The organism is Thermosipho sp. (in: thermotogales) (genome assembly GCF_020054775.1).
Classification (GTDB): domain Bacteria; phylum Thermotogota; class Thermotogae; order Thermotogales; family Fervidobacteriaceae; genus Thermosipho; species Thermosipho africanus.
In genome coordinates this window covers 1-13,437 of sequence record NZ_JAIHAP010000049.1, presented here as the reverse complement: position 1 = coordinate 13,437, position 13,437 = coordinate 1, and the positions used below count along the sequence as shown (strand labels likewise).

The window sequence follows — 13,437 nt, the reverse complement described above, 5'->3', positions numbered from 1 at the left end:
TCAATCAGAAGCAATGTCTATGGCAGATAGAATAGTTGTTATGAGAAATGGTAAAATAGAACAAGTTGGAACTCCAGATGATGTTTACTTTTACAGTGCGAATGTATTTGTCGCTGGTTTTATTGGAACACCACCTACAAATTTCTTTAAAATGAATATAGTTAGAAATAATGGAGAAATACATTTGAAAAATAACTATATTGATATTAAAGTACCAGAAAAAATTAAACACGTAATTGAAAAATACAATAAAGACGAGATAATTGTAGGAATACGTCCTGAAAATTTACTTATAACTGATGATGAAAAAAGTGCTATTTTTAGGGAGAAAATTTTAGTTGTTGAACCTCAAGGTTCTCATCAAGTTATTGCAGTTGAATTGGGAGATCAAATTGTAAAAATCGTTGCACCAGCTTTCCCAAAATATTCTGCTGATCAAATCATTAAGGTAACATTGGACCATGAAAGAATGATGCTGTTTGATGTTGATACAGAAAGTAGATTGGAGGGAATTTGATGAAAGTTGCACTGGTTCACTATAGAGCTGGTTTAATGGACGGAGTATCACTTGAAATGGAAAAATGGAGAAAGGTATTGAAAAGGATGGGTCATGAAGTTGATATAGTAGCAGGGAATAATAAAGAAGGAGTAGATGTTGTAGTTCCATCAATTGGCTTTGAAAATCCAAAGTATAGATTAATAAATAAAAATGCTTTTGAAAAACTTGAAGATTTTGATATCAATGGATTATTGAATATAATTTTTGAAGAAAGTGATAAAGTGTATAATGACATTTTTCACGTTCTTAAAAAATATGATGTAATTATTCCAAATAATATTTGGTCTTTAGGAGCTTTTTTGCCATCAGCGATTGCTCTCTTTAGATTTGCTAAAGAGCATCCAGAAAAAATATTCATAGGGCATCACCACGATTTTTGGTGGGAAAGAAAATATTTTTTAAATTATACAGATGAAAAGATTAAAGAACTTTTAGAAATGTATTGTCCTCCACTTGGTGATAATATAAAGCATGTTGTGATAAATTCACTTGCTAGGAATGCTCTATATTTGAAAAAGAATGTTGAATCTACAATTGTACCAAATGTAATGGATTTCAATGAACCTCTATTTACAAATGAAGATGTAAATTTAAAAATAAGAGATGCATATAATATATCTGAAAATTCGATTGTTCTACTTCAGGCTACTAGAATAACAGAAAGAAAAGCAATTGAATTAGCAATTGAGCTGGTTAATCAGATGTCAAAACTTTCTAAAAAATATGTTGGTAAAAAATTATATAATGGGAAAATATTTAATGGAGAGATAATTTTAGCATTTTCTGGAATGTGTGAAAGTGAAAATTATAAATACAAATTATTAGATTTGGCATTTAAATATGGTATTCGTACAGTAGATCTATATCCTAATGTTGAAAATAAAGTATGGACTTTTTGGGATTTGTATAGTATTGCAGATGCTATTACATATCCATCTATTCTTGAAGGTTGGGGAAATCAATTGCTAGAAGCAATTATGGTAAAAAAACCTATAGTTTTATTTGAATACAAAGTTTTTGAATCTGACATAAAAATGTCTGGACTAAAATATATTAGTCTTGGAAATAGTTATTTCAAAAAAGATGGTTTGGTTAATGTTGATGAAGAAGTTGAAATAAAGGCTGCTGAAGAATTGTTTGAAATTTTGTTTGATAAAGAAGCGTATGAAAAAACTGTTAATGAAAATTTTGAAATTGGTAAGAAATTTTATAGCTTGGAGAGTTTACAAAAAATTATTCAAGGTATTTTAAATGATAAAGTATGAATTTAATAAGGAAGGTGAATAGAAAAGATATGGAAGATGTTAAATTAGGAATTATTGAAAAATTAAAAGCTATTTATGACCAATTAAAACCTGCTGAAAGAAAAATTGCAAGATATATTATCAACTATCCAGATGATGTAATACATCATTCGATAAGTGAGTTATCTGAACTTGCAAAAGTAGGAGAAGCAACTATTTCCAGGATTAGTCGAAAACTTGGATATAAAGGGTTTCAAGCATTAAAAATAGAACTTGCAAAAGAACTTTCTTCGATATCATTTGAAGAAACTAAAACTAATTCTGTAATTTCAGAAGTTATTGAATCATTGAATAAATTATCAAAGATTATAAATGAAAATGAAATAAACCAAATTGCCAAAAAAGTAGTTGAATCAAATAAAATATTCTTTTTTGGTGTAGGTTCTAGTGGTGTAGTAGCTGAATATGGAGCATTATTATTTACAAGAGGAGGATTCTTTGCAAATTATTATAACGATCCTCATATGCAAGTTATAAGTGCAGCAGGGATGGATAATCAAACAGTAGTTTTTGGAATTTCCTCAAGTGGAAATATTAGAGATACAGTTAAATCTATGAAAGTTGCAAAAGATTCAAAAGCATTCACTGTTGCTATTACAGGAGGGTATGAATCGAAAATTACTGAAGTTGTGGATAAAACTATCTATATTCCTCCTGCCGGATTAGAACGTGGTATGCCAAAAATTTCTCCGATTGTTTCTCAGATTTCAATTCTTCATATGATTTTTGAAGAAGTTTTATCTTTGAAAAAAGAAGCTATAGAGATTATTAAAAAGGCTAATACAACTTTGAAAACGAAAAAATATGCTAGCAAAAATGAAAAGATATAGATATTTGATTAAAACTAAAAATAAAAATTCATGTGACTGATAAAATAATATTAAGAATTCATGAAGGAAAAATTAATATAAGTTTTTTAAAAATATAATGTAAAAAGTCATTGACAATTATTCGTTTTATATCAAGTGGTAGCACTCTGGCCAATGTAAAAATTATTTTTCAATCAATCTAATCATTTTAGGATGCGCAGAGAGTGTGTCTATTAACATTGTTAACTGCTGCCCTAGTAACATATATGTAATCTGTGCCTTTAGTGTCCTTTCATTCATTCCTCTCACCTTTATCCTCTGCTTCATCCTTTCCATATACCATTCTATTTCCCATCTTTTGCTATATATTAACCTATTTATTTCTCTTTCCATAAATTCTTTCCCTTTTCTTCCTCTAGGCTTTACATATAACTTCATCTTTTCTTTCATTTTTTCAATAAACTCCCATTGCCAGTACCCCCTATCTGCTAACAATATTGAACCTTCTATATCTTCTAACATATTTTCTGCATGTTCTACTTCTCTATTATTTCCTATCTCAAAATCTAATAACACTTTTGCATTTGCTTCATATAGTAGATGAAGTCTCTTTTTCTTTCCTCTAATTTCACTGCTGTCAATAACTAGCAGTATACTAAAAAGTCTTTTTAATTTCTTACTTACTTTCTTTTTTGACAATCTTTTCAATCTATTCTAAAAGATGAGTATATAGTCTTCTCTATTCTCATTGATTGAATATTAGTTAAATACATAAGAGTTAAAATTAAAACAAAGATATGGTCAGGATACTTTCTTAAATTCATTCTTTTAGATTTATCAAAGACAAAATTAGATATTTTATTGAGTAATTTTGCGGTCAAATAATATTTAAGAAAATATTGTTGGGTTACATCTTCTTGTATGATTTGTATTTGGTCCAAAAATAATTTTAGCTGGTGTAGTACTTTTTTATATTCTAATTGAACTTATTTTTTACTTTGGCCAGGATTTAAAATAAAAAATAAACTATTTTAATTTTTTTTTAAATTTTTACTTTCAAATATAAATGTTGCTAAAAATATATGTTATAATAAATAATCGGAAAGAAATTAATATTTTGGAAATGGGGGGACTTCTATGAAATTATACAAATTTAATTTTTTAGCTTTGTTAATCATTGTATTAGCCTTGACAGGATGTGTAAATTTTTCTCCAACAGTTTTGATTGCACCAGAAAATATATCAATTGAAATGGTGGGAAAGAATTCTGAAAATATTGACCTTATTGTTTCTCCCGTTAATGGTTTTAAAGGAAAAGTTGAATTTTTTCTTGATGATAATAATTTTACATTAAATAATTCAACAAATGTTGTAATAGATGTAATATCAATAAAAAAAATCTCATTAAAGATAGAAAAGAAAGATAGTACCCTACCAGGTAATTATTCATTAAACTTGAAAGCTAGAATAGGTAATAGTACAAAGAATGTTAATTTGAATGTATCAATAAGGGATATTGAAATAATTCCATATGCAACCTCGATAAATATAACACGAGATTCAGAGACTGAATTTTTATTAGGTATAAAATCTTATAATGAGTTTAATGGTAATATAAAACTTTATTTTGAAGATGAAAATGGACTACCTTTTTCATATGTTACGGTAGAGCCATCTTATGTTAAGATCGATAAAGAATCAACATCAACTTTTTTAAAGTTGAAAGTTAATCCAAACATACCGAATAGAAAATATAAATTAAAATTAGTTGCTATAAGCGAAAAATTTGAGATAATTAAAAAGAGTGACTTTGTTATAAATGTTTTAGAAGGTAATGAACCATCATTTACGATAGAGAGTGACACAGAAAAATTGAACATAGAGCAAGGGAACTCAGGAAAAGTGCAAATAACAATAACACCAGAGAATGGGTTTAGTGGAAATGTAAGATTTGAATTAGAGACATTGGAAGGTGAGGTAGCACCAGAAGGGATAAGTATAGCACCAGCGATAATTAACATTCCAAATGAAAATCCAGTAAAGTTTACAATGGTAATTTCAGTAGCATCAACAATGACAACTGGAACATATAATCTAAGGATTAAAGCAACTAATGAAGATTCAACGATAGTAAGATATGTGTTTATTATAATTGAAGTTATAGGTATTCAACATACAGATTATGGATTTACAATAGATTTAGTTGATTCAAATTATTTTATTAATAATTACTATGTTATAGAAAATGCTAGTTCAGTTAATACTTTTATTAAAATTACTCCAAAATCTGATTTTAATGGAATTATAAAATTTACAATTGTTAATTATGATAATAGTACACCTACAGGTTTTAATATTTTCCCTGAGGAAATTAATATAGATACAAGTGATATAACAAATCCAATTATGTTTACTATTTTTAATAACTCTGCTTCTTCTGGAAACTATGTTGTTAAAATTGTTGCAATTAGTAAAGATTTATCTGATAAAGATATTATTCGTGAATTGTTTATAAATATTATAGTTCCTTAATTATAATATAATCTAGATTAATGACATGGCTTCAGTATATTTTTGAAGCCATGTCTTTTTATTTAATATTCCATTTCTTTTTTTAATTCATTTAAATACATGGAAAGTGGAGATATATTACAGAGTTTGAGGTAATTAAATGGATGAGTATTAATTTGAAAAATAGATAATAGAAAAATGTTTTAAGGTGTGTAAAAATCTTTGATTTAGAAACAAAAAATTAATGAAATGGAAGTTTATATCAATTGTTAAGCTATAAATGTTTTATTATTGGTTAGTTGTATTTAAAAAATAGTTTTTAAAAGTCCTAAATTTTTATTTAGCTACTTTTCTTCTATTCTATTTAAAAAAGTTAGACTTAAAACTATAAAAACTGAAAATGACAAAAATATTATTTCATATCCGTTAATTTTTAATACAATTTCAATAATTAATGGAAATAACAGTAACAATATTTAATACCCCTAAAATAACTACCTATAATACACGGTTTTTATTATTGCTTATTTTATTAATAGCCATTCAAATGACATTTGCCTAACACTTGAAGTGAACTCTGAAATTAGAAAAACAATAGAATAAATCTGTGGGAAAAAATTACTTAATATTAATGCAATGATTGGTGTAATACTTCTACTATAAAGCAACTTTTTAGAACGTTCTTAAATCATTTGTTATGCAATATTTTTTCCGAAGAAAACTAGCTAAAATAATTCAAAACATTTGTAAAAAGAAAAAATTTCCAACAATTTCATTATCTAAAGCAAATGAATTTTTTGCTAGAGTGATATAAAATTAAATAATAATTAGCCCAAAACCGGTAAGATTATTTAAAATAACATGATTTAGTAAATTTTTATCATTAAAAAGATAATTTGAGATATTTTAAAAAATATTAATAAATGAGGAAATTTTCTTATGAAATGCTATTTTTTCTTCTTTAATTAACCAAAAACCAGTTGAAGCAATTAGAAGTGAGAAAAAAGAAATGTAAAACTTAACAGCATAGTTTACAGAGTATCCAAAGGCATTTAGTATAATTTTTTCTGTAAGTGCTCCTGTTAGGCAAAAATACTTCTTAGTATTTGTCTAGTACTCATAAATTTTCTTAGATTTTCTTTTAAAATTGATTTTCCAAGTAAGTCAGTATAGCTGATACCTGTAAAAACTCCACTAAATGAAAAAATTGTAAGGCCAAGAATTGTAAAAAATAAAACAAATTTATTTGAAAAATGTACTGAAAGAATAAGAGCAATTAGAAAAAGTTATGAAATACTAAGATATATTCCAATTAAAAGATATTTTATTTTAGAGGCTTCGAAACTAATAAACTAGCAAATAAAATCAGAACCACCGGCTTTAAAATCAGTAAAGGAACGACTGTATTTATTTAAATAAAAAATAAGCAAAAGCAAGAAATATAGCATGCCATATAAAAGTAAAGAAGTTTTTCTTTCAATATCTATTTTCATATAGTTCCTTCTCCATTTTTTTGGTGAAAAAATTATATCATATAGTTTAAGAAAAATTTTACAATTGAGATTTATAGTTGACCCTGGCCAATGTAAAAGATGGGTTAAATTAAAATATAAAAAAAGGCAACACCTGCTAAAATTGTTTTTGTACTAAATATAACACAACATGTGTTGAATGAAACAAATAATGCTTATCCAATGGGCTGGAATGAATGGTGTGATGCAAAACTTGCTAAACTATTCCAGGGGTATTAGAATTTCTTAATTATGTAGCAAAAAAACAACGGAGAAGTATTTTACATTACTAATAGAAGCGATAGTTTGAAAAGTCACTATTAAAAACCTTAAAAATCTTGGTTTCCCATTTGCGAATGAAAAGCCGTATTAGCAAAATCTACAACTTCAGTCAAAGAATCAAGAAGACAAATGGTAGCAGAAAATTACAGAATAGTTCTTATTATTGGTGATAATTTGAATGACTTTACATTTGTATTTAGGCATAAGACACATCCGAAAGAAATGAGCTTGTAGATAAAATGAAAGATAAATGGGGGACAAAATTTATAATACTTCCGAATCCAATCTATGGAGATTGGGAAAGGAGTAATTTATAACTATAATTTAGGAATGTCTCCTGAAGAAAAGAGTAAAGTTAGGAAAGAGAATCTTAAAGATGGAGACCTCAAAAATAATTCTAATAAAAGATAAAATATATTTTAATAATGTAAGGGCTTTGGTATTATACCAAAGCCCGTTTTTGTTTATCCTATGGCATAAAATGATTATACAATTACAAATTTTTTTGGACAAAATGCAATATAAGAAACATTATATTGCACAAGTAAAAATTTTACAAAAATAGGTTTTTGGAATTTAAAATATTTCATTTCTTATAAACTGTATCTAGTTTTATAGACCATAAGGAGAAAATTTTATTATTTCATAAGTTAATTCATTCCTGCACCATGTTTATCGTTGATTTTCTTTGCACCATTTTTTGAGTAAGTAAAATATTATACTATCATTTCGAAAGAAATATAAGTTTTTTTGTTTTTTATTGAATAATTTAAAATCATCAATTGTAATTCCCAAAACCCAAATATGACAAATGTAAAAATAAGCCAAAAAAAACAAATTAGTATAATTTTTAGAGCAATTATAAGAAAGAATATGAAATTGAAGGTGAAAATACAAAGAGTTTTTAAAATAATGCAAATGACAATAAAATAACTGAAATTATTTGAAAACTAATAAAATTAATAATTTTTCAACAAAAATAGTTCGTATCGCGAATCGCCTTTTATTTTCAAAAATAAGGTTGTTTTAAAAAATCGATATGTATAAAAATATATCTTTATTGATAAATGGCCCTTAAAAACTAAAATACAAAGAGAAATCATAAAAGCTCATAAATAAAGGTTTTTTGAAGTTCAATTTAAAGAAAAATCTGAAATTCTTGATGCTTCAATTATAAATTCAAAAATTTGATTAGTTTTTAATAATTTTTATCATAAATATAATTTCCGATAAAAAATGCTAATTGAAGTTATATTCTATTTAGCAAAAAAATATCTGTCACTAAAATATTTTTAAAACGATATATTATTTTTTTGACGAAGTCTATAAGTTGTTTTCTATTATCAAAGTTTTTTGTTTATTTTTAAAAAGAACTGTTTCCTTAAATAAAACTTTTAAAAATTATTGGAGCAAGCGTTTTATTATAGTTTTGCCTGCTCCTAAATTATTTTATCTTTAACTTTTTAAAGAAGTATGAAATTTTTACTTTTTTTGGAATGCTTTTAATATTTTGTTATCGCTATTCTACTAACTTCCGTGATTTGCAATCTCAATTTTAACAATACGCCTTCAAGGCAATATTGAAAACATAGTAATCCAAATTATGCATAAAAAATGATTCTTTGATTCTATTAACCATATATATCTAAGAAAGTCTTTAATATTATTTTTTCTGTAAACATCAAAGTAATAAGGTTTGCGATACTTGTTATTACAAAAATCAATCCTGCTGATATAATACTTCACAACATTATTTTTCTAGAAAAAATGTTATTATAAATACAGCAAATGATATAAATGATAATGTTTTCAAAATATTTAAAATTGTTGGTGTGATTAATTTTAAAAATTCCATATTCTCTTTATTAATTTCAAGTAAGCCTAATCCAAACGAACCGGTTATTATTCCAAAACCAATTGTTATAACAACAAATGATATAAATAATTGTAAAACTACAAAAAGATAAAAATTGATTAGCCTATTTATCATCCATTTCCTTCTACTATTACCACTCAATAAATGTGTTATAAATGTCCCTTCTATGTATTCTATGTTAAAAGCTATATTTGCTAACATCAACGTTAATAACGATATTGCGTAACAGATATTAAATTTTGGATGGTATTTATGAATAAATATAGTATAATTAGTATAATTAGTATAATTATAAAAAGTTCAGGAGGTAAATAATGAAGGAAAAACTTATTAACTTATATGGATTTTTGAATTTTTTTACATTTGGTTTTGTTTTAGTACTTATCGGGCCTTTAATTCCAGTAATTGAAAAAGGTTTTTCAATTAATCATTCGTTGATTGGACTATCTTTAAGTTTAGGATCAGTAAGCTTTTTAATTGGATCATTAGTTTTCGGATTTTTGCTTGAAAAATTTAATACATTTAATGTGGTTTTAACTGCAGGAGTTATTTTTTCTTTTGGTGTGTTTATTCTATTCATAATGAACTCTTTTACTTTATTTGTGTTTGGTAATTTCATGATGAATTTTGGCGGTGCTGCTTTAGAAGTAAGTATCCCATTCTTAATAGGTGTTTCTGGAACTGGGAAAAAAGCTAAAAAATTAAATTTTCTTCATTCTGCTTTTGCAATTGGCGCAGTTATAAGTCCTATAGTTTCGTCTTTTATATTAAGATTTACCAATTTATGGAGAACTACTTTTGCAATTGGATTTATAACAAGTTTGCTTCCGTTTATTTTTCTTTTTTTGATAAAAAATACAATAAATGAATTCCATTCTGAATATGTTAAAGAACAAATATCTTTTAAAAATCTTATAAATTTTTCACTTGTAATTTTGATCTTAGCACTGTCCCTCTATGTTAGCTATGAAATGAACTTTTCTTCATGGATTTCCGTTTTTTTACATGAAGTAAGAAGTTATAGTGTTTCTAGATCGGCAATTTTCCCTTCATTTTTGTGGTTAGGTTTGTTTATAGGAAGATTATTTTTTGCAAAAATGCCAGAAAAATTTGGTTATAAGAAATGGTTATTGTTTGTTATAAGTTTTTCTCTAATATGTTCAAGCCTTTCTGTTTTTTTATCGATAAATTTTTTCATTTCTTCTATACTTATATTTTTTACCGGTTTATTTTATGCTACTACTTATCCAACTATTCAAGCTACTATTATTGAGAAATATAAGTCAAATAAAGGTATTGCACTTAGTTTAGCCTCATCTATTACTTCTCTGTTTTCAGGTGGAGCTTCATATCTAATTGGACTCCTTGGACAATATTTTGGAATATTTTTTGGATTTTTACTTATACTTATTTTTAATATTTTAGAATTAATGATTATTATAATTTTTAAAGAAAATCAAATATTTATAGAATGTTAGCATCCCTAAAAATCGTTTATATTTAAAAATAAGGCATATTTTTTGGAGCAATATATATAAAAAGATATATCAGGGAATTAAAAACATCTTTATTTTCTAAAATAAAGACATTTTTATTAAATAGCATAAATAAAAGATCTCTTGAACTTTTAATTCTCGGCTCAAGAGATTTTTAATAATAAGCTATTAAATTAATAAGAAATTAAATATGCAAGCTTTTAAACTGAAGAACTTAAATTTTTTAATTTCGTTTTGTGAATTAAATTAAAGTTACTAATTCAAAATAACAATAGCAAGATTTAAGATACTAGCAAATGAAACCCATAAAATATATGGAATCAATAAAAATCCAGCTATTTTAGAAACTTTATAAAATATTATTATATTTATTAAAATAGCAATCCACAAAATAATAATAACTATAAAGGCCAAAAGTGGGTTAGTTAATCCAAAAAATGAATATGACCAAAGAAGATTAAGCACTAGTTGTAATAAGAAAACAAATAGTAGTGTTTTAACTTTATTGCCAAAACCTCTTTCCCAAACAAAGTAAAATGATAGCCCTATCATTATAAACAAAATTGTCCAAACAGGAGCAAATAACCAATTTGGTGGATTAAAGGAAGGTTTTTTTATAGTGTTATACCAAGTGTCAAGAGATTTGTTTGTAATTAGTGATCCAATAAAACCTATAAGAAGTGTTAAAACAATAGATAGTATAAGCTTAAATATCTTCTTTTTGTTCTGTTTTTCCATTCACTTCACCTCCAAATATGTGGATTTACAATAAAATTATCAATATTTTATAAATTATTTAAAAATCAATTAGAATTTTGTAGAAAAACTAATATAGTAATCTGTAGTTATAAACGGGATAAATATTTATGGACCATTTTCAGTATATAAAGTATAACTGACAAAATTATAAATCCAATCAGTTGTGGTAAATCCTTGAATAAATCTTAAAGGACTATTCTTGCCCAATAAAAATGACCTATATCCTAATTCGATACCAGAATAATTATCATAATACCAAGAAAACCCAAATTTAAAGGTTGAATAAATTGATTCTTGCCTTAATTCTTTAATAAAATTATCCCAATCACTATCTTTAGTTCCAGATGATATAATTAAATTAAGAACAACTCCACCTTCTAGTAAACCAAAAAATTCTATTTTATCTAAAATAAAATAACCAACATTAACAAATCCTCTTGGTACTATATCAAAAACATAATCTGAAAAGTCTGCTATTCCTGGAAAAAACATTTCAAAATAAGATTTAATTGAAACTCTATCAAGATTATAATTTGAAAAATAATAATTTCTTGTTGCAAAAATATATGTAGGAGTACTTTCGATTGATTCTTTCATATACAATCTAGAAACAAAAAGTGGATCTATGAAATAATTCTGTGATGAGAAAATAGCATTATTTTTAACGTAATATCTATAATTTAAGTTAAAGATACCCAAAGTAGAGGCTGTGTCAAAATTTCAAAATTTCAAAATTTTTAAAAGCATATCCTAAAGATGTAAATTCAACGAAAGGGCCTTCTTCATGTTTTGGCTTAATGTTTGAAAATTGAACTGAAAAAGCTTGAAAAATCAAGATTATTAAAAAGATAATTATAACTTTTTTAATCATAATACCACCTCATATAATTTATTATATCACTTTTATATTATATAATACACGAATAATTCATTGAATTTTATATTCTTACTATTTGAAAATAAAAAAGTAGTCAAGTGTTCCTAGATAGAAATTGTTTATTATGAAATTACCCCTAAAATAAAAAGCTCCACGAATTGGACAATTCATGGAGCTTTTGATAACTAAAAAGTTTGTACACTATTTACAGTTCATTTTAACATTGTAAAGAACATCAAGTATTAGCATATTTAAATTCGTAGATTTTTAATTTTTATTGAATACCTTTGCATCAAATAAATTCACTTTTAATCTGACTATGAGATCAATTTTTAAAATACATCAATAATAAATTTAAGAAACAAAACCTAACATCTAAGGTTGCACGTTAATTTTATTACATTTAAATTTCTTTGGAGTATGAAAAGTTCTTAAAGAAAAATATAACATTCCTATTTATTCCTATTTCAACTAACGAGGAGAAGGATATAAAAGTTTATGCATGTCTTCACACTTTTTTATCCACCATTTTTTGTATTGACTATGCGAAATAATTTTTAAATGTGAAATGTTACTTATATTTTTATTTTTACACCAGTCTATACAAATTAAATATAATTCCCAATCAAGCTCTTCTGTTTCCCATTCAACTTTAATTTTTTTAAACCCCAATTTCCAGAGGGCAAATGCCCTTGTATGACCATCTGTATAAAAAATAATATTATTAATTTTTTTAATAGGAATCGGTTCAAGGTTATTTAAACCTTTATATTTTATAAGCCTCATTACATTTTTGAGTTTTTCTTTTGAAATATAAAGTTGACTTGGCATTATTTTGTCAATATCAAAGTAAAAGTAATTAATATAAATACCCCCATGAAATTTACAGATTTTATAGTAAGGATTCATTTGTTTTTTGATTACTAATTAAATTATATAACAATTTTTTGTTTTTTTCAAAATAGATTTGATTATCTATTCTATTATAATATGCTTTGGAGCAGTTATTCCAAAACATATGTCGTTCTGTATTTTAAAAAGCATATGATTATCAGATATCAATGTAAATAGATTTTAAGTACATAAAATGTACTAATATTATTTAAAATTATTCAGACTCAGGTTAATGTTAAAAGTAGGTTAGAAAAAGTTACACTAGCTAAGATTATTCTTGTACTAAAAAAATCATTAACAAAAAGATGTAGCTTCTAAAAAAACATTTTCTTTAGTAAAAAACTTGTCATTTTTTACAGAGATTCATTTCAAAATTTAATGCTTCAAATTATTGTATTGCCTCAAAGTATTTATATATTTAATTTTTCAGAACAACGAAAGAAAATATCGATAGAATAATGCAATATAATAAATTTTATCTTTTTTAGGAATTATCTCCCACAAAACTTTAAACTTTTTTATTGCTTCCATAATAAAACCCCTTTATTTAGTCTGTATT

The 13,437-nt window shown here is 25.3% G+C and carries 13 protein-coding genes and 1 pseudogene; 7 read left to right on the top strand and 7 right to left on the bottom strand.

Translation table 11 applies throughout. The features are described from left to right. From JG780_RS08010 to JG780_RS08000, 3 genes are all read left to right on the top strand, one after another. On the top strand, window positions 1-517 hold a 517-nt coding region (locus JG780_RS08010), incomplete at its 5' end, for a TOBE domain-containing protein (RefSeq protein WP_353844456.1). Further along, a complete protein-coding gene (gene mggS / locus JG780_RS08005) occupies window positions 517-1,824 on the top strand; it encodes a mannosylglucosylglycerate synthase (protein ID WP_012580530.1) in 1,308 nt (435 codons plus the stop codon). The genes JG780_RS08010 and mggS, both read left to right, overlap by 1 nt. Continuing rightward, window positions 1,821-2,693, top strand: coding sequence for a MurR/RpiR family transcriptional regulator (locus JG780_RS08000; protein ID WP_287569998.1), 873 nt, complete (start codon window positions 1,821-1,823; stop codon window positions 2,691-2,693). Before mggS ends, JG780_RS08000 begins: the two co-directional genes overlap by 4 nt. 162 nt (window positions 2,694-2,855) lie before the next feature. On the opposite strand, the gene JG780_RS07995 is transcribed toward JG780_RS08000, so the two are convergent. Beyond that, window positions 2,856-3,380 carry a transposase gene (locus tag JG780_RS07995; RefSeq protein ID WP_287569997.1) on the bottom strand — a complete coding sequence of 175 codons (525 nt, stop codon included), beginning with the start codon at window positions 3,378-3,380 and terminating at the stop codon, window positions 2,856-2,858. A 429-nt stretch (window positions 3,381-3,809) separates the two neighbouring features. Between JG780_RS07995 and JG780_RS07990 the strand changes: the two genes are divergently transcribed. After that, window positions 3,810-5,204, top strand: a complete 1,395-nt coding sequence (locus JG780_RS07990; protein ID WP_287569996.1) for a COG1470 family protein — start codon at window positions 3,810-3,812, stop codon at window positions 5,202-5,204. A gap of 323 nt (window positions 5,205-5,527) precedes the next feature. Here the strand turns inward: JG780_RS07990 and JG780_RS07985 are convergent, their stop codons facing one another. Further along, on the bottom strand, window positions 5,528-5,656 hold the full coding sequence (locus JG780_RS07985; protein ID WP_287569995.1) for a hypothetical protein: 129 nt from the start codon (window positions 5,654-5,656) through the stop codon (window positions 5,528-5,530). 1,425 nt (window positions 5,657-7,081) lie between these two features. Here JG780_RS07985 and JG780_RS07980 point away from each other — a divergent pair. Then, a pseudogene (locus JG780_RS07980) lies at window positions 7,082-7,210 on the top strand (hypothetical protein); the annotation flags it as partial. 54 nt (window positions 7,211-7,264) lie between these two features. Beyond that, complete coding sequence (locus JG780_RS07975; RefSeq protein WP_287569994.1) at window positions 7,265-7,387, top strand: hypothetical protein; 123 nt, start codon at window positions 7,265-7,267, stop codon at window positions 7,385-7,387. Window positions 7,388-8,726: 1,339 nt separating this feature from the next. On the opposite strand, the gene JG780_RS07970 is transcribed toward JG780_RS07975, so the two are convergent. Next, a complete protein-coding gene (locus JG780_RS07970; RefSeq protein ID WP_287569993.1) occupies window positions 8,727-9,053 on the bottom strand; it encodes a hypothetical protein in 327 nt (108 codons plus the stop codon). Window positions 9,054-9,166: 113 nt separating this feature from the next. Here JG780_RS07970 and JG780_RS07965 point away from each other — a divergent pair, with 113 nt between their 5' ends. Continuing rightward, window positions 9,167-10,330: an MFS transporter gene (locus JG780_RS07965; protein WP_012580533.1), complete on the top strand. Its 1,164-nt coding sequence runs from the start codon at window positions 9,167-9,169 to the stop codon at window positions 10,328-10,330. Between the two features lie 273 nt (window positions 10,331-10,603). Here JG780_RS07965 and JG780_RS07960 read toward each other — a convergent pair whose 3' ends face one another. The 4 genes from JG780_RS07960 to JG780_RS07945 form a co-directional block, all read right to left on the bottom strand. Further along, window positions 10,604-11,086, bottom strand: coding sequence for a TspO/MBR family protein (locus tag JG780_RS07960; RefSeq protein ID WP_004103070.1), 483 nt, complete (start codon window positions 11,084-11,086; stop codon window positions 10,604-10,606). 126 nt (window positions 11,087-11,212) lie between these two features. Further along, complete coding sequence (locus JG780_RS07955; protein WP_232617949.1) at window positions 11,213-11,806, bottom strand: hypothetical protein; 594 nt, start codon at window positions 11,804-11,806, stop codon at window positions 11,213-11,215. A gap of 13 nt (window positions 11,807-11,819) precedes the next feature. Further along, window positions 11,820-11,978: a hypothetical protein gene (locus tag JG780_RS07950; RefSeq protein WP_004103066.1), complete on the bottom strand. Its 159-nt coding sequence runs from the start codon at window positions 11,976-11,978 to the stop codon at window positions 11,820-11,822. Between the two features lie 477 nt (window positions 11,979-12,455). Continuing rightward, window positions 12,456-12,893: a hypothetical protein gene (locus tag JG780_RS07945; protein ID WP_287569992.1), complete on the bottom strand. Its 438-nt coding sequence runs from the start codon at window positions 12,891-12,893 to the stop codon at window positions 12,456-12,458. Window positions 12,894-13,437: the final 544 nt, after the last annotated feature.

Bases quoted from the DNA above. Each gene is read 5' to 3' on its own strand.
- mggS (WP_012580530.1), top strand. From the start codon at position 517: ATGAAAGTTGCACTGGTTCACTATAGAGCTGGTTTAATGGACGGAGTA.
- JG780_RS08000 (WP_287569998.1), top strand. From the start codon at position 1,821: ATGAATTTAATAAGGAAGGTGAATAGAAAAGATATGGAAGATGTTAAA.
- JG780_RS07990 (WP_287569996.1), top strand. From the start codon at position 3,810: ATGAAATTATACAAATTTAATTTTTTAGCTTTGTTAATCATTGTATTA.
- JG780_RS07975 (WP_287569994.1), top strand. From the start codon at position 7,265: ATGGAGATTGGGAAAGGAGTAATTTATAACTATAATTTAGGAATGTCT.
- JG780_RS07970 (WP_287569993.1), bottom strand. From the start codon at position 9,053: ATGTTAGCAAATATAGCTTTTAACATAGAATACATAGAAGGGACATTT.
- JG780_RS07965 (WP_012580533.1), top strand. From the start codon at position 9,167: ATGAAGGAAAAACTTATTAACTTATATGGATTTTTGAATTTTTTTACA.
- JG780_RS07960 (WP_004103070.1), bottom strand. From the start codon at position 11,086: ATGGAAAAACAGAACAAAAAGAAGATATTTAAGCTTATACTATCTATT.
- JG780_RS07950 (WP_004103066.1), bottom strand. From the start codon at position 11,978: ATGATTAAAAAAGTTATAATTATCTTTTTAATAATCTTGATTTTTCAA.
- JG780_RS07945 (WP_287569992.1), bottom strand. From the start codon at position 12,893: ATGAATCCTTACTATAAAATCTGTAAATTTCATGGGGGTATTTATATT.